General features: G+C 57.2%; 24 protein-coding genes and 1 pseudogene. 14 read left to right on the forward strand and 11 right to left on the reverse strand.

Going from position 1 to position 23,441, the window contains the following annotated elements:
* Window positions 1-465: 465 nt before the first annotated feature.
* The 6 genes and pseudogenes from BUC08_RS20910 to BUC08_RS20935 all read right to left on the reverse strand — a co-directional run bounded on the left by BUC08_RS20910 (window position 466) and on the right by BUC08_RS20935 (window position 4,541).
* Window positions 466-966, reverse strand: a pseudogene (locus BUC08_RS20910) (L,D-transpeptidase).
* Window positions 967-1,279: 313 nt separating this feature from the next.
* Window positions 1,280-1,642: a SpoIIAA family protein gene (locus tag BUC08_RS20915; protein ID WP_037929640.1), complete on the reverse strand. Its 363-nt coding sequence runs from the start codon at window positions 1,640-1,642 to the stop codon at window positions 1,280-1,282.
* Window positions 1,614-2,579, reverse strand: coding sequence for a cation diffusion facilitator family transporter (locus tag BUC08_RS20920; RefSeq protein WP_037929638.1), 966 nt, complete (start codon window positions 2,577-2,579; stop codon window positions 1,614-1,616). Before BUC08_RS20920 ends, BUC08_RS20915 begins: the two co-directional genes overlap by 29 nt.
* A complete protein-coding gene (locus tag BUC08_RS20925) occupies window positions 2,569-3,339 on the reverse strand; it encodes a transglutaminase-like domain-containing protein (RefSeq protein WP_037929635.1) in 771 nt (256 codons plus the stop codon). Before BUC08_RS20925 ends, BUC08_RS20920 begins: the two co-directional genes overlap by 11 nt.
* A gap of 69 nt (window positions 3,340-3,408) precedes the next feature.
* Window positions 3,409-4,029 carry a cation efflux transmembrane domain-containing protein gene (locus BUC08_RS20930; protein WP_037929632.1) on the reverse strand — a complete coding sequence of 207 codons (621 nt, stop codon included), beginning with the start codon at window positions 4,027-4,029 and terminating at the stop codon, window positions 3,409-3,411.
* A gap of 83 nt (window positions 4,030-4,112) precedes the next feature.
* Entirely contained in the window at window positions 4,113-4,541 is a 429-nt protein-coding gene (locus tag BUC08_RS20935; RefSeq protein ID WP_009820106.1) for a MerR family transcriptional regulator, read from the reverse strand.
* A 567-nt stretch (window positions 4,542-5,108) separates the two neighbouring features.
* On the opposite strand from BUC08_RS20935, the gene BUC08_RS20940 reads away from it, so the two are divergent.
* Entirely contained in the window at window positions 5,109-7,202 is a 2,094-nt protein-coding gene (locus tag BUC08_RS20940; RefSeq protein ID WP_037929628.1) for a protein-disulfide reductase DsbD family protein, read from the forward strand.
* Between the two features lie 99 nt (window positions 7,203-7,301).
* Here BUC08_RS20940 and ccmI read toward each other — a convergent pair whose 3' ends face one another.
* The 4 genes from ccmI to BUC08_RS20960 are packed head-to-tail and all read right to left on the reverse strand — an operon-like array spanning window position 7,302 to window position 11,485.
* A complete protein-coding gene (gene ccmI / locus BUC08_RS20945; RefSeq protein ID WP_037929625.1) occupies window positions 7,302-8,453 on the reverse strand; it encodes a c-type cytochrome biogenesis protein CcmI in 1,152 nt (383 codons plus the stop codon).
* Entirely contained in the window at window positions 8,450-8,941 is a 492-nt protein-coding gene (locus BUC08_RS20950) for a cytochrome c-type biogenesis protein (protein ID WP_051694604.1), read from the reverse strand. The genes ccmI and BUC08_RS20950 overlap by 4 nt, the downstream gene beginning before the upstream one ends.
* The gene (locus tag BUC08_RS20955; RefSeq protein WP_428829749.1) at window positions 8,938-9,492 is read right to left on the reverse strand and encodes a DsbE family thiol:disulfide interchange protein; all 555 of its coding nucleotides are present in this window, start codon (window positions 9,490-9,492) and stop codon (window positions 8,938-8,940) included. The genes BUC08_RS20950 and BUC08_RS20955 overlap by 4 nt, the downstream gene beginning before the upstream one ends.
* A gap of 1 nt (window position 9,493) precedes the next feature.
* Window positions 9,494-11,485: a heme lyase CcmF/NrfE family subunit gene (locus BUC08_RS20960; RefSeq protein WP_037929622.1), complete on the reverse strand. Its 1,992-nt coding sequence runs from the start codon at window positions 11,483-11,485 to the stop codon at window positions 9,494-9,496.
* 572 nt (window positions 11,486-12,057) lie between these two features.
* On the opposite strand from BUC08_RS20960, the gene BUC08_RS20965 reads away from it, so the two are divergent.
* From BUC08_RS20965 to BUC08_RS21020, 13 genes are read left to right on the forward strand one after another with little or no spacing between them, the layout of a single operon-like run.
* A complete protein-coding gene (locus BUC08_RS20965; protein WP_224769609.1) occupies window positions 12,058-12,633 on the forward strand; it encodes an SCO family protein in 576 nt (191 codons plus the stop codon).
* 5 nt (window positions 12,634-12,638) lie between these two features.
* Window positions 12,639-13,061, forward strand: coding sequence for a disulfide bond formation protein B (locus BUC08_RS20970; protein WP_037929611.1), 423 nt, complete (start codon window positions 12,639-12,641; stop codon window positions 13,059-13,061).
* Window positions 13,058-13,717, forward strand: coding sequence for a DsbA family protein (locus BUC08_RS20975; RefSeq protein WP_037929608.1), 660 nt, complete (start codon window positions 13,058-13,060; stop codon window positions 13,715-13,717). The genes BUC08_RS20970 and BUC08_RS20975 overlap by 4 nt, the downstream gene beginning before the upstream one ends.
* Window positions 13,718-13,745: 28 nt before the next feature.
* Complete coding sequence (locus BUC08_RS20980) at window positions 13,746-14,213, forward strand: copper chaperone PCu(A)C (protein ID WP_037929605.1); 468 nt, start codon at window positions 13,746-13,748, stop codon at window positions 14,211-14,213.
* Entirely contained in the window at window positions 14,213-14,839 is a 627-nt protein-coding gene (locus BUC08_RS20985; RefSeq protein ID WP_037929602.1) for an SCO family protein, read from the forward strand. The genes BUC08_RS20980 and BUC08_RS20985 overlap by 1 nt, the downstream gene beginning before the upstream one ends.
* On the forward strand, window positions 14,836-16,209 hold the full coding sequence (locus BUC08_RS20990) for a M23 family metallopeptidase (RefSeq protein ID WP_037929600.1): 1,374 nt from the start codon (window positions 14,836-14,838) through the stop codon (window positions 16,207-16,209). Before BUC08_RS20985 ends, BUC08_RS20990 begins: the two co-directional genes overlap by 4 nt.
* A gap of 3 nt (window positions 16,210-16,212) precedes the next feature.
* A complete protein-coding gene (locus BUC08_RS20995; protein WP_037929597.1) occupies window positions 16,213-16,668 on the forward strand; it encodes a DUF411 domain-containing protein in 456 nt (151 codons plus the stop codon).
* 26 nt (window positions 16,669-16,694) lie between these two features.
* Window positions 16,695-17,477: a ZIP family metal transporter gene (locus BUC08_RS21000; protein WP_037929594.1), complete on the forward strand. Its 783-nt coding sequence runs from the start codon at window positions 16,695-16,697 to the stop codon at window positions 17,475-17,477.
* Between the two features lie 4 nt (window positions 17,478-17,481).
* Window positions 17,482-17,955 (forward strand): signal peptidase II, encoded by a 474-nt coding sequence (gene lspA, locus BUC08_RS21005; RefSeq protein WP_037929591.1) that lies wholly within the window; start codon window positions 17,482-17,484, stop codon window positions 17,953-17,955.
* The gene (lnt, locus tag BUC08_RS21010) at window positions 17,952-19,523 is read left to right on the forward strand and encodes an apolipoprotein N-acyltransferase (protein WP_051694602.1); all 1,572 of its coding nucleotides are present in this window, start codon (window positions 17,952-17,954) and stop codon (window positions 19,521-19,523) included. The genes lspA and lnt overlap by 4 nt, the downstream gene beginning before the upstream one ends.
* A complete protein-coding gene (locus BUC08_RS24865; protein ID WP_037929736.1) occupies window positions 19,523-19,690 on the forward strand; it encodes a hypothetical protein in 168 nt (55 codons plus the stop codon). Before lnt ends, BUC08_RS24865 begins: the two co-directional genes overlap by 1 nt.
* A gap of 24 nt (window positions 19,691-19,714) precedes the next feature.
* Window positions 19,715-21,649: a penicillin acylase family protein gene (locus BUC08_RS21015; RefSeq protein ID WP_037929588.1), complete on the forward strand. Its 1,935-nt coding sequence runs from the start codon at window positions 19,715-19,717 to the stop codon at window positions 21,647-21,649.
* A complete protein-coding gene (locus BUC08_RS21020) occupies window positions 21,646-22,641 on the forward strand; it encodes a cytochrome c oxidase assembly protein (RefSeq protein ID WP_037929585.1) in 996 nt (331 codons plus the stop codon). Before BUC08_RS21015 ends, BUC08_RS21020 begins: the two co-directional genes overlap by 4 nt.
* 247 nt (window positions 22,642-22,888) lie before the next feature.
* Here BUC08_RS21020 and mntR read toward each other — a convergent pair whose 3' ends face one another.
* Window positions 22,889-23,359, reverse strand: a complete 471-nt coding sequence (gene mntR, locus BUC08_RS21025) for a manganese-binding transcriptional regulator MntR (protein ID WP_037929582.1) — start codon at window positions 23,357-23,359, stop codon at window positions 22,889-22,891.
* Between the last annotated feature and the right edge of the window lie 82 nt (window positions 23,360-23,441).

The raw sequence follows: 23,441 nt of genomic DNA on the forward strand, positions 1-23,441 counted from the left end.
AGGACCGCTCTACTAGGCCTGTGTTCCAGCGGTAGTCGGTGAAGGCATGAACAGACTCGCCATCTTTCCACAGGTATCCCTCTTGAAAGGGTACGCCCATCTGCTTGGTCACCATCTTTAGACCACCTCAAAAATTTCTGACTCTGGAAATGGGTTGCGTGAAGCTGCCTCGATTCAATGACGTCAAGCCTATACTTTAGATACCAAGGGCTAGACAAAAGTTCAACTAATGCGGGAAGTTTTAAAGGTCAACCAGGCAAAATTGAGTTTTACGATTTCAGTTTTTGGTTGTCGAATGCTGAGCCATCATTGGGAAACCCATCATACGGAAACGATCAGCAGGTTAAATTCAAGTTTAGGGGCGGTCTGGGTTAGTATAGCCTTTTCAAAGGCAACACATAATATATCCTACCTATAAGGTTAATTATGTAAGTTATTTTCCTGTTGTTGTGTTCACTGCGCGGATTAGAAAACCCTGACCTGGGTGCCAACTTCTGCGAGATCGAACAACTCCGCAATGTGTTCGTTGTACAAACCGATGCAGCCGTTGGAAGACTGCCGCCCGATCTTGCGCGTGTCACCGGTTCCATGGATACGATAATACTGCCATGACAGATAAAGCGCATGCATGCCAAGAGGGTTATCCGGTCCGGGCGGCCAGTAGTCAGACCATTCAGGGTTGCGCTCTTTCATGGATGGTGTCGGTCTCCAACTCGGTCCTTCGACCTTGCGAACAACTTTCTTGTATCCTCGTCGGGTCAATTCTTGCGAAGCAGGTACGCTCGACGGGTAGAGTTTGTATACGCTCTCGTCTTCAGACCAGTATTTCACCGCCCTCGAATCAATATCTCATAGGATCGCCCCATGTGTGAGGTCCTCAAAATGGTCTTGCCATGGCTGGACCTGGAACGCAGAGGTGTTTCTGCGCACCGCAGTTCCTTCTGGCTCATTAAAAGACTGGGCTATTCACCAATGAAGGAAGACCGATAACAGCAGCAGATGCCGTCAATAGAAACTGTCTGCGATTTTGCATAACCTTACTTTCACTTTCCTCAGATTTTTTGCATTTTGGGACCTCTAGTAGCTAGAGGGTCAACTCCCCAAACATGACGTTTTTGTGAGGGATTTCAGAGAATCCGGCGCATGGCTTCAGGGTATGCGTCAAACTTCGCACGGTACTAATCTTCCAGACGCGGCTCTTCCGTAAATGCCGCGGAAGACCATTGCAATTATAGCTAGAGCGCTAACGAGGGCACAGAATAAGAAAATGACGCTGCAATCACCTGTTGCGTACCCAAGCGATTGCCACATCCATTTCCGCCGTGTCGAAATGGCGGACTTCGGCCTTGGTCAGCAGATCGGCGAATCTAGTGCCCCACTCCATCAAAGCTCCCTCGCTAACCACAGCGACCCGACGAAAGTCATCCCTATGAGCTGTGTCGATCTTCAGATCTTCAAGCAGAGCAGACGGCCCATCGTAGCCTTCGAACCTTGTGAGATCGAGAACCAGGCCGGGCTTGCTCATCTCCTGAAAGCGCTCATGAAGCAGGGCGTGCATCTCTTTCAGGTCGCTCTCGCTGAGCTTGCCCTGACAGGCGAGGCCAATCGCTTCATCATGATCTGTCAGTGTCTCGGTGAACATGGCTTTCCTCCTCTTCTTCGGGCTTGCCGTGACCGTAGAGGTCGGCATTTTCATGCGCGCGGTCTTCGTGTTCGAATTCCAAACTCGAATGGCCGATGCCGAAATCGTCCTTCAGCTGGTCCTTGATCGCGGCCTTGACCTTTTCGATTTGACCCCAGCCGTCAGCTGTCAGCACAACGTGGCAGTCCAGCGCCGCCTCTTGCTCCTGCATCTGCCACAGATGCACGTGATGAACGTCCGCAACACCATCGACGCCCCGCATCGTCTCAACGACGGCTTCATTGGCGATGTCGGGTGGGCTGCCGAGCATCAACGTCCGGATCGGACCGCCGATCTCGGTGAAAGCCAGATAGAGAATGTAAAGGGCGATGCCGATGGTGATCGCTGGGTCGACCCAACGCATGTCGTAGAGGAGGATAAGCGATCCGCCAATGATGACTGCCACGGAGGCCAAAGCATCCGATAGGTTGTGTAGGAAGAGCGCGCGGATGTTCACGCTGCCCTTCTGCATCGAATAGGTGAGCATCGCCGTCAGTGTGTCGATGAAAAGCGCGATGCCGCCTAGGATCACGACGGTCCATCCCGCCACTGCGGGCGGGTCGATCATGCGCATGCCACCCTCATAGATCAAGTAAAAGCCGATCAGGATCAGGGTCGTGTAGTTGATGAGGGCTGCAACGATTTCGACTCGCCCATAGCCGAAGGTCATCTGCTCGTCTGCGGGCCGTCGCGAGATTTTCCGGGCGGCAAAGGCGATCACCAATGACGCCATGTCCGAGAAATTGTGCAGCGCATCCGCGATCAGCGCCAAGCTCCCTGACAGAATGCCGCCGACGATCTGCGCGACTGTCAGAAGGCCGTTGGCCCAGATGGCGATGGCGACCCGTTGATCACCAGATTCAGGATCGATGTGGGCGTGGCCGTGATCATGCGGCACGATTTGTCTCCTCGTGGCTATGATTGGGCCGACTGAGACCCGGGACCCGTGGCAAAACTCCCCGGCGAATCGCACGCACCCGTGCATTCATCCATTGCCGAAGGACATGGCGATAGAGCAGGTCACGCGCGAATCCGAAGCTCTGGCGATATTTCAAATAAAAGTCGTCGGGTGCATCGAAGGTTCCGAAATCATTAATGATACCTGTTTTCTGAATGTAAGTGCTGCCGCCGCTCCAACTGACTGGTGGCGCGCTCAGGCAATCCGTTCCGGCCCCGTAGCCGCAAAGGCTTTCTGTGTCGCTGAACTCCTTCTGAAGCGTCTGCAAGAAGTGCGCGTCCAGAATGAAGCCTTCCAGATTGATCCATCCCTCATCGGTTTCGACTTCGACCCATGAATGAAGGATTTCGGACGGTGCGAGGGGGTAGACCAATTCGGGCACCACGCCGCGCTGAAGCGCCTTGTGGATGGTGAAACCGTGCAGTCGGCAGCGAATGCCCACGCTGCGCAACAGTGCCATGAGAAGCGTACCTTTCGTGTTGCACTGCCCGTAACCATCCGCCAGTACCGCAGAGGCAGGAATGTCGTCGGCGCGGTTGTAGCCGAAGGCAATCTCGTTTCGGACGAAATCGTAGATGGCCCCAATTCGGTTGTAACGGTGAAGTTCTGCCCAGCCGCGCTCTTCGATCAGTTTTGCTATTGAAGGCGCGTCAAAATCCAGCAGCCGGGTTTTGGCCAAATGAGGGTCGGCGGGGTTCACGGAATATCTCCTCGAATCGTTCACAAGACAATGTAGTTGCTACAGTCACTGTAGCTTCAAGCCCCAATTTCAGGTCGTGTCCTTGGTCACCTGGTCGTCATTGTGCTTTGCCTTGTGGTGTTCACCATGCGCGTCTTTCAGGATTCCGACGCCACCCCAGGCCGCGATACCGGCGACAATCACGCCCACCACAAGGTCCGGCCAGTTCGTACCGAGCCAGGCCACGAGCCCTCCTGCGGCGACGATTCCGAGATTGGCCGCGAAGTCGTTCCAGCTGAATGTATTCGCCGCTCGGATGTTCACGTCTGGATCGCGAAGCCGCGCCAACAACCAGACGCAAAGTGCGTTGATCGCCGCCGCGACCAGCGCCATGATGATCATGATGGTGCCAATAGGATCCGATCCGCCAACGTAGCGGCGCCAGGCGTCATAAAGGATGCCAAGGGCGAAGAGGATCAGCAGTCCGCCCGAAACATTAGCCGCTCCGCGCTTCCATGTGGCGGAACGAGACAGTGCAAAGAGGCTGATTGCATAGACAAAACTATCCGACAGATTGTCGAGCCCATTGGCGATAAGCGCGCTTGAATCGCCGAATGCGCCCGAGGCGAAGAAAGCGATTGCCAGCCCGATGTTGAGAGCCAGCACGATCCAGAGTGTGCGTCTTTCCGATGCGTTCTTCTGCTCCGCCATGCCGGGTGTCCCATTTCAGTGAATTGCCAATGAGTAACTAACACCGGGCTTTTTGTGTTCCGATCAAAGGTGGTCAAAATAGCTCAGGCGCCAATGTCCTCATGCTCTGTCAGGCATTCGGAATGGTCGCGCAGCACCTCGAGCACACGGCAATCAGAAGTCTGTCCGCCGCTGCACTCATGCACCATCCGCTTCAATTCCGTGCGCAGCGCCTCTAGCCGAGCCAGTCGTTGCTCCACTTGCTTAAGCTGTCGACGGGCAATTGCATCCGCCTCTGCGCAGGACTTTCCTGGATGATCGCTGAGATCAAGCAGTTCGCGGATCGCATCCAGCGAGAACCCCAGTTGCCGTGCGTGCCGCACGAACGAAAGACGGTCGAGTTCGGCATTGCCATAGCGGCGTTGGCCCCCCTCGGTCCTGCCGGGCTCAGGCATGAGCCCGATCTGCTCGTAATATCGGATGGTCTGCACTTTCGTTCCGGTCTTCTTCGCAAGCGTCCCAATCGTCAGCATTTCAGGCTCTCCACATTACCTACAGTGGGTGTAGCTTTATGCAGTGCGCATCACAAGCTTCACCTGAGTTTCACAGATCGGTGATTGTTGGCCGATCGATGACAATCGCGCTTGAACCTACAGTAGCTAGAGGATGTAGACCCACAGAAACATAGAATCAATTTCGGGCGGAGCGGTGTGAGGCTTTCAGGTCTTCAAAATGTATTGTGGGTGCTTGCGGGCGTGGCCGCGTTCGTTTCCATCTGGCTGTTCCTGTGGGCTGACTATTGTATCGCCCAGCTTCGACTCTCGACAGGCTCCCTATCGGAAGTACCGTGAACAGCTGGTTGATGACTGAACTTTAAGGGGCCCTAGCCTACAAATGCGACCACATGGAGAGCGGATCAAATTTGTTCTCAAAAGAACGGCTGTTGTACAGGAGGTTCAAACGAACAGCGCTGTTGCCCAGTTACTCGGACTCTTGGATGGGCTCACTGCACAAGGGGTTGACGGCGTCAAAAGGCATTAGGAAATAGCACGTTACAGGAACTTCCTGAGACCGAGCGCGAAGAAAAAAGAGGTCAGAATATGCGTATAGCCTTGTCAGGATTGCTTGTCAGTCTCGCACTCTTTCTTGTTTTTGTGGCAAGCCCTGTTCGCGCCTTGGAATCCAATGCATATCGTTCCGAAGCACTGACTGCGCGCTTGATCGTCGCGGAAGCGGGAATCGCCCCAGGGTCGCGGTTCCTTTCGGCGGGTTTGAAGATTGAACTGGAGGAAGGATGGAAAGCGTACTGGCGGTCGCCGGGCGAGGTTGGCCTGCCGCCGGAGATCGATTGGGAGGAGTCCACAAACCTGGAAGACGTCGAAATCCTTTGGCCTGCACCCACGCGGTTCCGAGCCTTCGGAATTGAAAACTTCGGCTACGCCAAGCAAGTGACATTTCCGTTACAACTGCAGCTTGTGAACTCTGATAGGTCAGCCGAGCTGAAGGCAATCGTCAATCTGCTGATCTGCTCCAATGTGTGCGTTCCGGAAAGGTTTGAACTGACTCTCCCTGTTCCATTGGGATCCGGCGTCGACGCTAAAGCCGCGACCGAAATCGCGATATGGGCCGCTCGCGTACCTGTCGCAGGAACAGAAAGTGCAATAGCGATCTCGGGCGCAGCGCTGAAGCAGGGTCAAGCTTTGGTTATTCAGATGACGCGGCCTTCTGGCTGGAACAATCCCGATGTTTTTCCAGAATTTGGTGCAGGCACTGTATTCGGCGCGCCCGATATCCGACTCACAGATGATCGAACAGGTCTTTGGGCAAGCTTCCCAATTCTTGCGTTGAGCGAGGAACAATCCTCCCTTCGAATTACCGTCGTAGACGAGGACGTCGCGGTGACATTCGATGATGTGAACACCACCGACTTGGCGCCTTCTCCACCCTACGTATCCGAAACCAGTCAGGATAACGTTAAGTTCTTCCTTATTATACTGCTGTCTTTCCTGGGAGGTTTGATCCTGAACATAATGCCGTGCGTCTTGCCGGTTCTATCGATTAAATTCGCATCGGCGCTCCGAAATGAGGATCGCTCCGTCTCACAATTGCGCGCCGGATTTCTCGCCACGGCTGGCGGAACTGTTGCTTTCATGTGGGTGCTGGCCTTTTCGATCATAACGCTTCAGACGCTCGGATATGCCGTTGGATGGGGTATGCAATTTCAGAATGCATATTTTCTGATCGCACTCATCCTCGTTGTCGGACTCTTCTCAGCAAACTTGTTCGGAATTTTTGAAGTGTCCTTGCCAAGTAGCTGGATGGCTAGGCTATCTGGCCGCTTTGGGCGGGGGTATGTCGAAGACTTCTCCACCGGCGCACTGACTGCGGTACTTGCAACGCCTTGTTCCGCCCCTTTGCTGGGAACAGCCATTGCCTTCGCCCTTTCCGGCACGGCAGGAGATATACTTGCGGTTTTCACGGCGATGGGGATTGGGCTTGCACTGCCATATATTCTGACCGCCGTTTGGCCTGGTTTCCTCTCCCGACTGCCCAAACCGGGACCCTGGATGATGAGCTTAAAGATTGTTCTCGGATTGTTGCTTGCCGGAACCGTTGTATGGCTATGCTGGGTCTTGATTGGTGTAACGTCGCCAACCCTCACAGGCTTGGTGCTGTTGGGCCTTGGGCTTATCGTACCGACTGCAAGAGCCTATCAGGTCCAGCCCCGTAGAGGTTTGCTGTGGGGGATGACCGCAATTTTAGGCATGACATTGGCGGCCCCTGCACTGCTGCCTAATAGGCCCGCTGACGCAACAAACTCAAGTGCTTCTTACTGGGTCGAGTTCGATCGGTCCCGGATCGCGCGTGAAGTGTCGCAGGGCAAAACTGTATTCGTGGACGTTACTGCGGATTGGTGCATTACTTGCAAAGCAAACAAGACGCTGGTCCTGGATCGTGAACCAGTTTTTGGAGCACTTGGCGGGGAAGGCGTGATTGCGATGCGCGCGGATTGGACGCGACCGGACGCGACAGTCCAATCCTATCTCGAGGCGCACGGCCGATACGCAATTCCGTTCAACATCGTTTACGGTCCAGATGCGCCTGAAGGTATCATTTTATCCGAATTGCTATCCGTGGATGCCGTTCTCGAAGCGCTGTCGACTGCCAATCTCAGCGCTGTCCCAAAACGATGAAACGGCGCCGTTGCATTGCTCAAGAGAGGCAGAAATTGCAACGGTTTGGTTTTAGGAGAGGAGAAAGTGCTCTTGTATCGGTGACCTCGTGGCCCAAATCTATTTTTTGATCTGATCCAATCGGGCCGTGATAGCGGCACGCGTAGGATCGGTTTCCGGAAGGCTTTCTGCCAAGTTGCGCGCTTTGTTGGCAGCGTTCTGAGCAGCATCAATGTTGCCCAATACACTGTACGCCTCCGCAAGCCGAAGCCATCCTTCAAGATTGTCAGGGTCATCCAACAATCGCGCCGCCTTGCGGTCAACCATGGAGCGGACAAAAGCCCTGCGCTCCTCGACTGACATATCCTGGGCGGCCTCGATGTCGGCCGCACTGGGACCACGCACATCCTGCGGTTCTGGCAGAAAGTCAGCGAGATTTACAGGATATTTCTCGACCTGTTCTCCCAACCGGTTGGCGAAAGAGACGAAAACCTCCATCCACGGATAGGCGCGATCCGCTCTCTTGAGACGATCGATCAAAAGCGCCCGAGCTTCATCTGGAACCCCATTCTGTTCGAGGGCTTGGGCCCTGAAGAAAATCGCGCCCGGATCGTCAGCGTCCATCTCTAGTGCCCGTTCGATCACTCTTTCCGCTTGCGGCGTCACCACTCCGTTCTCGGCTGCGATCAGAGACTCGGCAAACTGTAATAGAGCAGCAATACCCGCATTATCGCGAACGGCGACGTGTTCGAATGCATCCACGGCATCATTGTACCGAGCCATACGCATGTAGGTCTGACCGAGCAGAAGCCAACCATCGCTTGGTCCACCAGACTCGTCTGCTTCAAGACGAGTTTTTAATTTCTGGGTCAACTCTGCGAGGTTTGCGGCTTCCAGGATTTCAGATGCGCGAGACGCCAGAGGCTGGCTTTCGATGTGCGGAGAGCCGATTTGCGAATACAGAGCGAAGGCGACCAACGGTACGACAATGGCCGATGCGAGGATGGTGCTTCGCCCACTTGCGCGCGACGACCTGCGTATCGCAAGCCGACCAGCGGCCAGAATGCGCCGTTTGATTTCAACCTTGGCCGCGGCGGCTTCGGTACCGGAAATCAGGTTCCGCTCTTGATCAGCATCAATTTCGGAAAGCTGATCCTTGAGGATTGCCAACGCCCCATCCTTTCTGTTCAGGCCTTCGCCCGTTCGAAAGAGACCGGACAAGAACAGGAGGGCAGTGATGGATGCCATCGCGCTAAACACCAACCAAATCATGGATATTTCTGTCCTTCATCTTCATGAAAAATGGCCTCGAACTCACGCTCTTCATCGGGACTCAGTGGATCAGTAGCGCCATCAAGAACCGCAGTGCTTCGGCGCCGGAGTGTGATTAGAACAACACCAATCCCAATGGCAAAAAGAACTACAGGTCCGAACCACAACAGATACGTAGCGGGTTTGAGCCTTGGTTGGAACAGGACGAAATCACCATAGCGATCAACGAAAAATGCGGTGATCTCGCCATCTGTATCACCTGCAATCAGGCGTTCGCGCAGCAACGTGCGCATTGTTCTGGCAACACCTGCATTTGAGCTGTCGATATCTTGATTTTGACAGACAACGCAGCGCAGTTGCTTTGAGAGCTCCCGGGCGCGCATTTCCAGCACCGGATCATCCAACAGCTCATCGGGTTCAACTGCCCACACAGATGATGTCGCGGAAAGCGCTAGCACCAGCACCAGTGAACCGAGCCAACCTTTCATGATTGACCACCTGCTGCGGCCAACGCAGCACGAATTTCAGCCTGTGCCTCTGGCGTCACGATGGGACCAACATAGCGATAGACAACGATCCCCATTCCATCGATCACAAAAGTCTCCGGCACGCCGGAGATACCCCACTCAATCCCGACGCGGCCTTCGCTGTCTGATCCGATCCTCTCATAGGGGTTGCCAAGTTCATCCAGCCAATTGGCTGCATCTGCTGGTTTGTCCATGTAGTTGATCCCCATCAGCCGGATACCGTCCTGTTCGACAAACCGGGTGAGCACCGCATGCTCAGCACGGCATGGCACGCACCATGAAGCGAATACATTGACCAAAAACGGCTCGCCAATGCTGCGAAGGGCTGCGGCTGACAAGCCAGGTGTCTTCGTGCCATCTACTGGTGGCAGTTCAAAATTCGGTACTGGATCGGAGATTAAAGCGGAAGGAATTGCATTAGGATCTCGGTCAGGGTTGAGTCCCCAGAACAAAAAACCACCCAAGACTACTGCGACCAGCGCAGGTGTCGCGAGAAGGATTTTCTTCATCATATCATTCCGCCGGCTGAAGCGCAGACGACTGGCTCTTTGGCGACGGCGCACCCACCCGCAATCTGCGATCCGATAGCGAAAGGGACCCGCCAAGCACCAGCATCGTGGCTCCGATCCATATCCAGTTGACCAGTGGCTCGTAGAGAATGCGCAAATTCCATTCGCCCGACGCCGTATCGGCCGCGGGCTCACTGATGGTGACGTAGAGATCTCCGACGAGGGTTGATCGGATTGCAGATTCGGTTGTGGAAGTGCCCGCGACCGGATAACTTCTGCGCTCCGGATGCAGCTTCGCAATCTCACTCCCATCTTTCAAGACGCGAAGCTGGCCTTGTTGTGCGATGTAGTTTGGACCACGCAACTGTTCGACGCCGTCGAATATCACCTCAAAACCGGCAATTTCCACGGTCGTCCCCGGTCTTGCGAATAGCACACGTTCTTCCTTCCAGGCAGTTGAACCTACGAACCCAAGCACAAGCATTGCAACGCCAAGATGCGCGAGGGTCATACCGTGCGCAGCGCGCGGCAGGTTGCGCGCGCGACGCAGAGACTGAGAAAGCGGTAGATCAAAGAGCTTGATGCGCATTGCCCATTCGCGCAACGTCGCAACAAAAACCCAGGCGGCAATCCCTATTGAGACCACAGCAAGCAGTGGCCCGTCTGTTTGAAAGTACCAAACGATCCCTGCAACACCAATCGCGACACCAAAAACCCAACGCAGCCGCTGCCAGATTCCGGGCAGATCAGCGCGTTTCCAGGAAAGGAACGGGCCAACTCCCATGATGATGACGAGGGGCAGCATGAACGGAATAAACGTCGCGTTGAAATATGGTGGACCAACCGATATTTTTTCTTCAGTCACCGCTTCCACAAACAATGGATAGAGTGTTCCAAAAAGAACCGTCGCTGCTGCGGTCGCAAGCAGAAGGTTGTTGAGCAAAAGCCCAGCCTCGCGGCTGATTGGCCGAAAGACGCCACCCGATCCAAGCTGAGGCGCGCGCCATGCGTAGAGCGTCAGAGATCCCACAATTGTCACACCAAGAAGGCCGAGAATGTACACGCCGCGCGCAGGGTCAACCGCAAACGCGTGAACAGATGTCAAAATGCCGGACCGGACGATAAATGTCCCCAGAAGTGACAGTGAAAAGGTCAGGATCGCCAGAAGTATAGTCCAACTTTTGAACGTATCCCGCTTTTCCGTGACAATAGCGGAGTGCAGAAGTGCAGTGCCCAGAAGCCATGGCATGAAGGATGCGTTTTCAACCGGATCCCAAAACCACCAGCCGCCCCAGCCAAGTTCGTAGTAAGCCCACCAAGAGCCGAGGGCGATCCCTGCAGTGAGGCTGATCCAGGCCGTCAATGTCCAGGGCCGCACCCAACGTGCCCACGCAGGATCCACCCGACCCTCTATCAGAGCCGCGACTGCGAAGGAAAATACGATAGAGAAGCCGACATACCCGAAATATAAGAGTGGGGGATGCATCGCCAACCCGATGTCCTGCAGAAGCGGGTTGAGATCCGTGCCATCTAGAGGCGGCGGGAAAACCCGATCAAACGGATTGGACGTGAAAAGCATGAAGCTCAGGAAGCCGACGCTGATCCAGGCTTGAACGGACAACGTTCGTGCCTTGAGACCCGTCGGAATGTTTCTGCCCAGCAGCGCGACCCCAGCCCCGAAAATAACGAGAATAAGAGTCCATAGAAGTAGAGACCCTTCGTGGCTGCCCCAGGTGCCCGCAACCTTGAAGAGCATCGGCTTCAGCGAGTGGGAATTCTCCACTACGTTGCGGACTGTGAAGTCACTGACAACAAAAGATCGCATGAGTGCGCCGAACGCTATGGCAACCAACGTCACCTGAAGCGCGGCAGTCGTTTTGGCGCTTTCCATCCAAAGCATGCGCCCAGTGCTTGCCCCGACAATCGGCAGGATGCTTTGGACCATCGCGACAGCAAGCGCCAAGATCAGTGCGAATTGTCCGATTTCAGGCGTCATTTTTCTATCTCCCTGAGTAGCGCTTCTGCATCCTAGCCGGACAAAGTTCCCGCATCGGCTGAATTCAGCATGATCTTCGAGTATCCCATTGCGCTTCGGTGGATCGCAAATGGGGTGAAAGCGGGCGGAAAACCAAGCGGGTTGAAGTATTTCGTGCTTGCATGCCGTGAGCAGGACCCCATCAATGATTCGCAACGTTTCTAGCTCCTACAGTAGCTGTAGGTTCAAGCATTATTTTGAACTGATAACTTTGAAAATGACCCATGCTTGCAGTGCATCTGATTGGCAGCTTAATGTCTGCGGGACCGTTTTCCTCAAGCATCTGACTTAGTGGAATCTGCTCGGAGCTTCCCTTGATGGCCACCCTTAGCGTCAGACGAAATAGGGAAAAACCGAGTGTTGGCAGGTTTTGAAGCGCTGAATAGTGAACATTGACTTCACAGGTGCGTGACGCGCTGTCGCAGATGCAGAATCATGCTTGAACCTACAGTAGCTAGAGGATGTAACCACACACAAAACATAGAATCAATTTCGGGCGGAGCGGCGTGAGGCTTTCAGGTCTTCAAAAGGTATTGTGGGTGTTTGCGGGCGTGGCAGCGTTCGTTTTCGTCTGGCTGTTGCTATGGTCCGACTACCGTGCCGACCTTGCCCGAGCCGAGGATGAGCCACCGTTTTTCGCTGATTTCGAAATGACCGATCATCGCGGCATGGTCCAAACGGAGGAAGATTTCAAAGGTCGCTGGATGTTGGTCTTCTTCGGCTTCACCAATTGCCCCGACGTATGTCCGACAACACTGTCCGAAGTCGCGGCCGTGATGGAGGGCTTGGGCGACGAGGCGGCAAAGGTCCAGCCGGTTTTCATAACGATTGATCCGGAGCGGGATACGCCGATGGCACTTGCCGAGTATGTGCCCCTGTTCGACGCAGGGATCATCGGGCTGACCGGCACGCCGGAGCAGATCGCCGCAACATCCGAGACCTTCCCAATTTTCTTTGAGCGGATCGAGGAGGCCACTGCGCCGGGTGGATACACGATGGGTCACACGTCGCACCTTTTCCTTTTCGACACGCAGGCAGGCTTCGCGGACTCTTGGCCCTATGGCACGCCCGCCGAAGAGATCCTCGTCGATCTGAGAGAGAGGATCTGATCGTCATGACCCGACTGTCCGGAGAAACGGCCCTTGTTCTTGCTTGGATCATTGCGCTTATCGCATCGCTTGCCGTGCTCTTCATTGGCGAGGTTCTTGGTCAAACGCCTTGCGTTCTTTGCTGGTTCCAGCGCGCCTTCATGTTCCCCCTGGCTATCGTTCTTGGGCTCGGGCTGTGGTGGCAGGATCCCCGCGTGGGGCGCTATGGCGTTGCGCTGGCGCTTGGGGGGGCGGCAGTAGCGTTGTATCACATCGGCCTCTATGTCGGGGTGATCCCCGAGGCGATCCAGCCCTGCACGGCGACCGGCCCCTCTTGTACCGACGACAACCAGGTGGTCTTCGGCATTCCGATTCCGCTGATGGCGCTTGCCGCCTTCACGATGATCGGGATGCTGTCAGCCCTTTCACTGAAGGAAAAGCAAACATGAATCGACGCGGCCTCATTCTATCCGTTCTGGCTGTTGGTGCCGCAGGTTTTGGCGGCGCGGCCTGGTATGCCACCCGCCCCCAACCCATGGCAGAGGCAGTCCCTGTCGCGCCCGAAGTGAACGATGTGCTGATCCGGCCTTATTCCCCGATCCTCGGCCCCGAAACGGCACCTGTCACGATTGTCGAGTTTTTCGATCCAGCTTGCGAGGCCTGCCGCGCCTTCTATCCCGTGGTCAAAGAGATCATGGCTGAGCACGGTGATGCGGTCCGTGTCGTCATTCGATACACCGCGTTTCACGGGGACGCGTCGGTAGAAGCGATCCGTGTTCTCGAAGCTGCGCGGATGCAGGATGTGTTCGAACCCGTGCTGGAAGCGGTCCTGCGCGAGCAGCCCCGATGGGCGTCCCATGGCACTCCGGCACCGGGTTTGATCCTTGAGATTGCCGCAAGCGGTGGTCTGGATGTCGAAGCTGCCCGGACACAGATGCTGTCCCCCGGTGTCGTGGCGGTACTCAATCAGGACCGCGCTGATGTCGAAGCGGTTGGCGTACGACAAACGCCCACGTTCTTCGTCAACTCCAAGCCATTAGACCCGTTCGGTGAGGCCGAACTGCGGCGACTAGTGGCGGCGGAAGTTGCGGCCAGCCAAAGTTGACGCTCGGCCAGATACAGGAGAATTCATCATGAAAAAGCCACCATACACCAAGGGGTTGGCCTTTATTTTACTACTCTCGGGCCTGTCGGCCCCGGCATTTGCCGACTCGGGGGATGTGGTCGTCGAGAACGCGTGGTCCCGCGCCTCGATCGGCGTCAACCGACCGGGCGCTGCCTATTTGACCGTGCGAAACACGGGTAACGAAGCGGTCACGCTGACCGGGCTTACAACACCACTGGCCGTGATGCCCCAGATCCATGAGACGAAAACCAACGCCGACGGCGTCAGTTCTATGGCGCCTGCTGGCGAGATGACGATAGACGCAGGGGAAAGCGTGGCATTGGAACCGGGCGGACTGCACGCCATGCTCATGAAGCTGCAAAACCCGATGATCGAAGGCGAGACCTTCCCGCTGACGCTGACCTTCTCGGACGGTGGCGAAGTGACTGTCGAGGTCCCGATCCTGGGCATTGCCGCGCGCGGGCCTGAGGGCTGATGCAGCGTCGGCATTTGCTTGGATACGGTGCAGCCGGTGTTGGCGCTCTCGGTCTGATGCTCGGGGTCGGCTGGTGGCGCGTCGACGGGCCCGGTGCCCCCCAACCTGCTGGCCAACGGCCACTACCCCTATCGGCGATGGATTTCCGTCTGACCGATCATGAAGGCAATGAAGTAGGCCCGGACACCCTGATCGGACGCCCGACCATGGTGTTTTTCGGGTTCACCTACTGCCCGGATGTCTGCCCCACGACGTTATCGGATATCTCAGGCTGGCTTGAAGATCTCGGAGACGAAGCCGCGCAGATGAACGTGGTCTTCATCACAGTCGATCCGGAGCGGGACACGGTCGAGGCCATGGCCGAATATGTCGGCTATTTTCATCCGGCTATTCGCGGCTGGACTGGGCCGGCAAACCAGGTTGCCCGCGTTGCAGAAGGATTTCGTGCCTCGTATGAGCGCGTCCCAACCGAAGGCGGCGACTATACAATGAACCATACGGCAGGCGTATTCCTGTTCGATGCCAAGGGTGAACTTGTCACCATGATCGACTATCACGAGCCAAGAGAATTCGCAGTGCCGAAGATCCGGCGTGCACTGACAGAAGACGTAGAGGGGGCAACATGAAGATTAGAATTGTTTTGGCGAGCGTGGCCATCGCAGGCACATGTTCGGTTACTGCCATCGCGATCTCTGGGATGCTGTCCAAAGAGCCGGTGCCCCTGGCGATTGCGAAAGCGACGCTTTGGACCCCCGATCCGCTCTCGGCACCACGACTTGCCGACAGTGTTGTGTCGCTGCCCACAGCAATACAGATCGACGTGGCACGCTCAATTCGACCTACCCCTCTCGTGCAGCCTGCCTTCACTGAAACCGCCTTGCCCGAGATTGAACCGCCTTTGATCACCTGGTCGCGTGAGATCGCGGCGGGCGAGACGCTGGATGCGCTCCTGGCGAACGCGGGTATCGCTGCGCCTGTGCGTGCCGAAATCGCGCTCGCGCTTGGTGCAGAATATGACTTGCGCCGATTGCGCCCGGGCCATGAGATCACTGTGATCTCAAAGGTGGACGGAAATCCGAGCCGCGTGCAACTGTCAGTTGACGATGGGGTGCGGATTGAAACGGTCTTTGGTCAAGAACTTGTCACACGCGTGTTGGAGCCAGACCCTGAAATGGTGACGTTCGCGGGCGAGGCAGTGATCGAAAGCTCTGTCTTCGCGGCTTTGGACAAGGCGGGCATCCCTGCTCGCTTTGCGGTCGACATGGCGCAGATGCTGGGCGGCACAGTGGATTTTCGACGCGAACTTTCCGGTGGCGAGACGATGCGTCTTCTTTGGCGCGAAGCGCGCGACGGAAACGAGAGGATCGGTCAGCCCGAACTTGCCTTTGCCGCACTGAATCTTGGTGAAACGGTCTACGAGATCGTCTGGCCGGATGATGGCAGCGGTAAAGCGACGATCTATGTTGATGGAGAGGTCCTGCGTGTCTTTGCCCAACCGGTGGAAGGAGCGCGGCTGAGTTCCGTCTTTGGCCGTCGCACACACCCGGTCTATGGGAATGTGCGCATGCACACCGGCGTCGACTTTGCTGCGGCCCGCGGTACGCCGGTAAATGCAACGGCGCCAGGACGCGTGAGCTTCATCGGACGTCGTGGTGGATATGGCCGGGTGGTGGAGATAGCGCATGGGTCCGACACCCTGACACGATACGCACATCTCAGCGAGGTGCCGGACACACTCGAACAAGGGCAGCGCGTGATGGCCGGAGACATGATCGGTCGCGTCGGTGCAACCGGCACCGCGACCGGCCCAAATCTGCATTATGAAGTTCTGTTGAATGGTCGCCCGACCGATCCCCTCTCGGACGACCGATTGGCAGAGGCGGCTGAGCGTGAAGCGGACGACACGGTCGCGATTAAGCGACTGACTGAGGCACGCTCGCTTCTGGCTGAGAGGCTCGCCAGTGATTTTGCGCAAACGACAACCGAAAGGCTTTGACCCATGAAAAAGTACGCTCCCGCTCTTGCCATCGTATTGGCGTTGCTTCCTGCGGCACAAGCCGTCGCAAAGGCGATCCCGATCGATGTCCGGAAGACAAACGGCTGCGGCTGTTGCCTGTCCTGGATGAAGCACCTCGAGGAGAACGGCTTCGCGCCGACGGGCGAGGACATGTTCGGAGGATCTCTTGTGCGCTTCAAGCTCGACAATGGGGTGCCTCAGCGCATGGTGTCCTGCCATACGGCTCTGGTCGATGGCTACATGATCGAGGGTCACGTACCGGCCGCAGACATCCAACGCCTGCTGGAGGACCGGCCAGACGCGGTGGGCCTGGCGGTGCCGGGAATGCCCTACGGCTCGCCCGGCATGGGACCGGAGGACGACCGTGAAGCTTACGATGTCTTCTTGATCCGCGCAGACGGGTCGACCGGGGTCTACACCAGCTACCCCGGTTCCTGACTGAACTCGCTGCAAGACTTTAGCAATTGGAACCCCTCTCCCCAATAGCGCTTGGCTTTCTTGGAAGCCTGGCAGCCGGATCGCTTACCGCGGTCGGCGCGGTACCCGTGCTCTTCGGGCGCATCCCGTCCCGGGCCGCGCGCGATCTGCTGCTTGGCTTCGCGGCGGGTGTCATGCTCGCGGCCTCGTTCTTCTCGCTGATAATCCCGGCCCTCGACGCGGCCGAAGGGCAGTTCGAGAATGCTGCCGCCCCCGCAGCCATTGTTTGCCTTGCGATCCTGCTCGGTATGGGCGCGGTTGCTTTGATGAACGAAAAGCTACCGCACGAGCATTTCAAGTCCGGACGCGAGGGCCCCGATGCAGCCTCTCTGCGTCGCGTCTGGCTCTTCATCATCGCGATTACCATCCACAATTTCCCCGAAGGGCTTGCCGTTGGCGTCGGGTTCGGGGCTGACGGATTCTCGGGTGGGTTGCCGCTTGCGATCGGTATCGGACTGCAAAACGCCCCGGAAGGTCTGGCGGTTGCGGTCTCGTTGCTTGGCGAAGGCTATTCCAGGTTTCGCGCATGGGGTATCGCCGCCCTGACCGGCCTCGTAGAGCCCGTCGGCGGACTTCTCGGTGCGGGCATCATCAGTCTTTCGCAGCCACTCCTCCCTTGGGGTCTCGCCTTCGCGGCAGGTGCGATGCTCTACGTCATCAGCCACGAGATCATTCCCGAAACCCATCGTTCCGGCCATCAGAACAAGGCGACGCTCGGCCTCGCGGTCGGTCTTGTGATTATGCTGTTCCTCGACGTCTGGCTGGGATGAACTAATGAGAAGGTCTCTCTTGATCGGTCTGCTTGCGGCTCTGATTGCCTTTCTGGTCGATCAGGCAACGAAGGCAATTGTTGTCGCCAATGCGGCAGATTTGAGCGCCGGAATTCCGGTCTTTCCCGGTTTCAATCTCATCTACCTGCGCAACGATGGCGTGACATTCGGACTACTTGGTGGAGCGCCATGGTGGAGCCTTACAGTGTTGGCCCTCGCTGTCTGTGGCTGGTTGACGGTCATGTTGGTGCGCACTGCCAGCCCGGTTGAGGCTATCGCCTATGGTGCGATTATCGGTGGCGCGCTTGGCAACGTCCTCGACCGCATCCGGTTTCGGGGTGTTACGGACTTCCTCGATTTCTACGCCGGATCCACGCATTGGCCCGCCTTCAACATGGCGGATGTTTTCGTGGTCGGCGGGGTGGGCCTACTGCTCATAGCTCCTTGGTTGAGCGCCAAGTTTCAGAATGGCACATGATGACGGGTTTGGCGCACATGTCTGTCTGGGGCTATTACATTCCTCTGCGTTCCGGAATTAGTTTTGTGGCGGGCGGTTTGACGGTTTTAGCCCTTCCGCCGTTCTCATGGCTCATCGCCGTTCCGGTTGCCTTCTCGGCGCTCTTTCTCATACTCCGACAGGTTTCCACAGCGCACGCTTTCTTCATCGGCTGGGTCTTCGGAATTGGCCAGTTCGGGTTCGGAATCTCTTGGATCGCCGAGAGTTTTTACGTCGATGCCGAACGTTTCGCCGCGCTGGCGATCCCGGCCGTCGCGGGGTTGTCAGCGGGCCTAGCCATTTTCCCGGCCATGGCTGCGGCGCTCTATGCCGTCATCGCGCAGCGCAGACCCCTCGGGAGCATTGCCGCAAGTCTGCTTCTCGCAACCTGCTGGGTGGCGACGGAATGGTTGCGAGGTCATGTCCTGACAGGTTTTCCGTGGAACTTGGCCGCTTATGCTCTGGTCGATCACGCCGCGCTGCGACAGCCGGCAGCCTGGGTCGGAAGCTACGGGTTGAGCTTTCTCACCGTCCTTGTCGGCGTCATGCCGGGAGCTGCGTATTCCGCCGTGCCACGTCAACGGTCAGCCGTTCTGGTGTTGTGCGCGATGGCCATCATAGGACTCTGGGGTGCCGGTACGTTCCGCCTTGGATCAGAGGCACCCTTGCCTCGCGTCGACCTGCGCATCGTGCAAGGCAACGTGCCGCAACGGGAGAAATGGGCGCCCGGAAACCGGGACGCGACCCTTGAGCTCTACCTCGACCTCTCATCTCGTCCCGGCAACGTCGATCTTCTGCTTTGGCCGGAGACGGCCTTTCCCGGTTTTCTCGACGAGGACGCGGCAGCCCGTGCCCGGATCACCGGTTCTCTGCCCGAAGGTACGCTGCTTCTGACGGGAGTGCCCGATCGAGTGGAGAGCGATGCGGGTACCCGCTATTTCAATACGGTCCAGGCCTATGACAGCAGCGGGGAAATACTGACCGGATATGCAAAGCATCATCTCGTGCCGTTCGGGGAATACGTTCCCTTCCGGGGCTGGCTGCCTTTCGCACGGCTGACCGAGGGATTGGGCGATTTCACGCCCGGACCGGGACCACGCACGCTCGCGCTCCCGGGTACGCCGCTGGTCGCGGTCGCGATCTGCTACGAGATAATCTTTCCGGGCCACGTGGTCGATGATCTTTTCCGCCCCGACTGGATATTCAATGCCACCAACGATGCCTGGTTCGGAACCAGCATCGGGCCCGAGCAGCACCTCGCGGCCGCGCGCATGCGCGCGGTCGAAGAAGGTCTTCCCGTGGTCCGCGCGGCCAACACCGGGATATCCGCGATCATCGACGCCAATGGAGATGTCGTCGCGCGTCTCGATACCGGGGAAACAGGCGTCATTGACGCCAGCCTGCCCGGCGCGCGCGCTCCCACGCCCTACGCACGTTTCGGCGACTGGACAATACTGGTGCTTATCGTTGCGTCTTGGAGCCTGGTCTATTCTTTCGGCTTGATCCGACGACGTCTCGATGCGGAGCATTCAAGAATGGAGGAATGGTGATGCTGGTACTCGCGGGCTTTGTCGGAGGTGCGATCTGGGGTGGCTATCTGGCGCGGCGGCGGAAAGGAAACCGCCTGGATATGCTTCAATATGCGACAAGCTTCGGCATTGCCTTCGGCCTCCTCGCCTTTTTCGCATCGGTGATCCTCTTGCGCATCCTTTCCTGAAAATGCTTCAGCATCGGCAACGAATTGAAACGACTGTTCAACATATTGCTTTACACTTTCCTGGCGGCCTGCGCAGCGGGATTGGCCGTTTCCGGTACCGTCTACTTTCTGCTGCGTGCCTCCGTTCCCGACTATGACGAGGACTTCAGCGTTGCAGGCATAGATAGCCCGGTCGATATCCTGCGGGATTCTTCAGCCTTACCGCACATCACGGCGGGGTCCGCCGAGGATGTCTATTTCGCCATCGGCTTCGTTCACGCGCAAGACAGGCTCGGTCAGTTGTTGAGGGCAAGGCGTGCAACGAAAGACCTGTTGCCACTGGAGCCGACGACCGAAATTGACTCTTCGACATCCGATGCGCTCGAAGCATACGCCGCCGGTGTCAACGCGTGGCTTGGGCTGGTTTCCGAAGGCGGGCGCGGCAGGGGCTCACCCGAACTGTTGATCGCTGACGAGAGAATGATAGCGGCCTGGAGACCTGTCGATAGCCTCAGAATAGCCCATGCATTTTTGAGCGATCTTCGACCCAAGAGCCGGCAAGAATTGTCAGTCTCGTCAGATTTGCGGGTCCCGTCAGATCGCCCCGCCACACCCGAGTTGTTTGCGACCCCGCCCGAAGTCAGCCTCAATGCTTGGGCGCTGTCCGGTGACCGAACGGCCACAGGGGCACCAATTCTCGCCGCGGACATCGTTGGCCCTTTGTCGCTCCCCTCTGAATGGTACCTGGCGGATCTTCAGCTTCCGACAGGGGCCGCGATTGGCGCCACGTTGCCGGGCGTGCCGTTCGTTGTCATCGGCCGCAACGAGCGCGTCGCATGGGCGTTTCGATCAACTTCCCAAAATGCCGTCAGAGAGCCAGAAGCTCCTACAGGCAGGGGTGCTGGCGATTATCTGATGATGCTTGACCGTCTCGCGAGGTCAACCGATGCGAACAACGCCCTTAGCGGAACCTCCGAAATGTTATCGGCCGGAATGGAGGTTCTAGCGATCGACCGTGAAACCTTGGCCCGCTGGCCCGAAAGGGAGATCGAGCGCCCTGCATCGTTTCGAGACGCCCGTTTGGCTGTGCTTGATGATCGACAGCTGATATTCTCGGTCGAGGGCGCGATTACGGTTCAACGCGACACTGTCAGCGCAGCCGCACGCGCCCTTCTTCCTCTGATGGCAAAAGAGCTTTGGTTCGTGAGGTCCGCAAGCGGCATCGAAGAGACCCGCACCGAAAGGCTTCGCAACGAAATACTGGACAAGCTTGCGCAATGGAATGGCGACATGGATCGCTATTCACAGGAGCCGCTCGTGTTCTGGGCATGGGTCAGTGCTTTGCAACGACGCATTCTTCAGGACGAATTTCCGGCGGCGAAAGAGGTTTGGACCAGACCGAATCCCGATTTCCTTTACGCGGTCCTTTCCGGTCGCGACAGGAGCGAAGTCTGGTGCGACATCCGCCCTTCCGCACGCACAGAAACCTGCGAAGATCAGGTTCGAGCGGCTCTGGATGATGCCCTCGGCTGGCTGGTCGACCGCTACGGATCCGATCCCTCCGACTGGTCCTGGGGTGAGGCGCATACTTTGAACATGCAGTGGTCGCCGATCAGACCGGGCGGGATGGTGAGCGACTTGTTGTCTCTCGAAGCACCAACGCCGGGCGATCCCTTTACTCTGATGTCGACAGTATTTGCATCTGACGATGATCGGCCATTTGTCTCCGATGCGGGCACCAACCTTCAGGCGGTCATGTCGCTTTCGGACGAAAGCGGTTCCTATTTCATCACGCCCGCCGGTCAGTCCGGGCACCCTCTCTCAAGGTTCTACGAAAACCTCTTTCCGAAGTGGATGCAGGGTGAATACATAATGATGAGCACGGATCTGTCCTTGGCCCGCGGTGGCGCCGCAGGAACATCTCGACTGTCACCCAAATCAGAGGACAGCTCGAGTACGAAAGAGGATAGGAGCCAATGATCACGTATCTCATCCACTACGATCCGTTTGGCTATGCGATTTCACCGGTGTCGTTTGTTTCCGTCGGATTGGCCGCATGGCTCTACATGCGCGGCCTCGCGGGATCCTCTCGCATTCTCGGAAGGATTACTGTCTGGCGACAGGTTCAGTTCTTCACCGGCATTGCCTGCCTCCTCGTCGCCACGAACGTGCCCCTGGCCCCGTTGGGACACAGTCTCTTCTCCCTGCACCAGGTGGAGCATCTTCTTCTCCGCCTTGCCGGACCGCTGCTTTTCGCGGTGTCCCAACCATGGCGCATACTGCAAGCTGGTCTGGCAAGAGAATGGCGACGGCACCTCAATGCGCTTGGCAATCGTGGCATCGTGCGGTTCATGGCGCATCCCGCGATCGCCACTGCCTTGCTTGTTGCCGCGCTATACGTTTGGCAGGTTCCTGTCCTTTACGGACTTGCGCAGCGCGTTGCGGCGATCGAGATGCTCGCGCACCTGTCGATGGTGTTGGCAGGGATCTGGTATTTCGGCATGCTGTTCGACCCTAGGGATCCGCCTGATGGTGCGCGGCGAGGGGCGCGGCTGATATCCGGTTTTGTAGTGATCGTTTCGAATATTTTTCTGGGCGCCCTCACGACGCTAAAAGAGGTAGGTCTCTATGCGTCCTACCAAACGGCAAGGAACAGTAGCGGACTTAGCGCCTTGGCTGACGAGACGATCGGTGGCTACACAATCTGGGTCCCGTCCTCGATGGTTTTGATTGCGGCAATTATCCTTGTGCTGAACGGCTGGAACGCGGCGGAAGTGCGCCGATGGAACACCCGATACGAGTTGATGCGGGGTTCGAATGCGGCGGCGCTCGAGTTTCCGGAAACCGCCGCGGAGTTGCGTCTGAAAGTGAAAAAGCCAAATCGCGACATGGGCCGAACACTAGCTCTGGGCGCATTCGCCATGTTCTCGATTGTCATGATCACGCTGGTGACGATCGTCTACGCGCTCTGAACGATCGACAAAAATTCAGGGTAGCGCCCACGGCATGTCCCAACGACCGGAAACTTCGGCCAGCAGTCAGTCGTAAAGAGAGGATTAGGTACGCACCACCTCCGGCTTACCTGGGTACTAAAGACCCAATCGGCTTTTAGCGCCAGAGTTCGGAGTCAGCATACAAGCCTCGTCCCGGACTTTGACCGCTGGCCTCGCTTCCCTGGTCGTTGTGACCTCATCACTATCGCGAGAGCCCGCTGAGGCGCTATTCATGCCTCCAGGATTGCTTCAGCGCTTGTCCGAAAGCCTCCAGCGTTGTTTTGCTGACGTGATGCTCGATCCCTTCCGCATCGCGTTCCGCGGTTTCTTCGTCGATCCCGAGGCTGCAAAGAAACGCAACGACGATCCGGTGGCGCTGTCGACAGGCCTCCGCCAGCTCCTGGCCAGAATCGGTGAGGAATATCGCGCGGTATGGCTCCCTCCGAACAAGGCCAGCGGCCTTGAGCCGCGAAATGTTCTTCGTCACGGTTGGCGGTTTCACGCCAAGTCGTTCTGCAATCTCGACCGGTCTGGCCTCTCCGCGCGTCTCGATGAGTTCCGCGATCAACTCGACGTAGTCCTCCGCCATTTCGCTCTCATGCGCCTGACGCACGGTCGCAAACCCCTCGGCCTGTGCTTCGGGAGCTCTGTCGACAGTTTCAAACGGTTCACGCCCATGTGATTGCAGCTTTGTCATACTTGGGACTTTGCAGCGAAACAGCGGGATTGACAACTTGTTTGCTGAGGGTAGATAAGTTAGCCATGTCTAACTTTTGTCT

The sequence above is a fragment of the Pseudosulfitobacter pseudonitzschiae genome (genome assembly GCF_900129395.1).
GTDB classification, from domain to species: Bacteria; Pseudomonadota; Alphaproteobacteria; order Rhodobacterales; family Rhodobacteraceae; genus Pseudosulfitobacter; species Pseudosulfitobacter pseudonitzschiae.

Excerpts from the sequence above, each read along its gene's own strand:
- BUC08_RS20915 (WP_037929640.1), bottom strand. The coding sequence starts at position 1,642 with ATGTTCACCGAGACACTGACAGATCATGATGAAGCGATTGGCCTCGCC.
- BUC08_RS20930 (WP_037929632.1), bottom strand. The coding sequence starts at position 4,029 with ATGGCGGAGCAGAAGAACGCATCGGAAAGACGCACACTCTGGATCGTG.
- BUC08_RS20935 (WP_009820106.1), bottom strand. The coding sequence starts at position 4,541 with ATGCTGACGATTGGGACGCTTGCGAAGAAGACCGGAACGAAAGTGCAG.
- BUC08_RS20940 (WP_037929628.1), top strand. The coding sequence starts at position 5,109 with ATGCGTATAGCCTTGTCAGGATTGCTTGTCAGTCTCGCACTCTTTCTT.
- ccmI (WP_037929625.1), bottom strand. The coding sequence starts at position 8,453 with ATGATTTGGTTGGTGTTTAGCGCGATGGCATCCATCACTGCCCTCCTG.
- BUC08_RS20950 (WP_051694604.1), bottom strand. The coding sequence starts at position 8,941 with ATGAAAGGTTGGCTCGGTTCACTGGTGCTGGTGCTAGCGCTTTCCGCG.
- BUC08_RS20955 (WP_428829749.1), bottom strand. The coding sequence starts at position 9,492 with ATGATGAAGAAAATCCTTCTCGCGACACCTGCGCTGGTCGCAGTAGTC.
- BUC08_RS20960 (WP_037929622.1), bottom strand. The coding sequence starts at position 11,485 with ATGACGCCTGAAATCGGACAATTCGCACTGATCTTGGCGCTTGCTGTC.
- BUC08_RS20970 (WP_037929611.1), top strand. The coding sequence starts at position 12,639 with ATGACCCGACTGTCCGGAGAAACGGCCCTTGTTCTTGCTTGGATCATT.
- BUC08_RS20975 (WP_037929608.1), top strand. The coding sequence starts at position 13,058 with ATGAATCGACGCGGCCTCATTCTATCCGTTCTGGCTGTTGGTGCCGCA.
- BUC08_RS20980 (WP_037929605.1), top strand. The coding sequence starts at position 13,746 with ATGAAAAAGCCACCATACACCAAGGGGTTGGCCTTTATTTTACTACTC.
- BUC08_RS20985 (WP_037929602.1), top strand. The coding sequence starts at position 14,213 with ATGCAGCGTCGGCATTTGCTTGGATACGGTGCAGCCGGTGTTGGCGCT.
- BUC08_RS20990 (WP_037929600.1), top strand. The coding sequence starts at position 14,836 with ATGAAGATTAGAATTGTTTTGGCGAGCGTGGCCATCGCAGGCACATGT.
- BUC08_RS20995 (WP_037929597.1), top strand. The coding sequence starts at position 16,213 with ATGAAAAAGTACGCTCCCGCTCTTGCCATCGTATTGGCGTTGCTTCCT.
- lspA (WP_037929591.1), top strand. The coding sequence starts at position 17,482 with ATGAGAAGGTCTCTCTTGATCGGTCTGCTTGCGGCTCTGATTGCCTTT.
- lnt (WP_051694602.1), top strand. The coding sequence starts at position 17,952 with ATGATGACGGGTTTGGCGCACATGTCTGTCTGGGGCTATTACATTCCT.
- BUC08_RS24865 (WP_037929736.1), top strand. The coding sequence starts at position 19,523 with ATGCTGGTACTCGCGGGCTTTGTCGGAGGTGCGATCTGGGGTGGCTAT.
- BUC08_RS21020 (WP_037929585.1), top strand. The coding sequence starts at position 21,646 with ATGATCACGTATCTCATCCACTACGATCCGTTTGGCTATGCGATTTCA.
- mntR (WP_037929582.1), bottom strand. The coding sequence starts at position 23,359 with ATGACAAAGCTGCAATCACATGGGCGTGAACCGTTTGAAACTGTCGAC.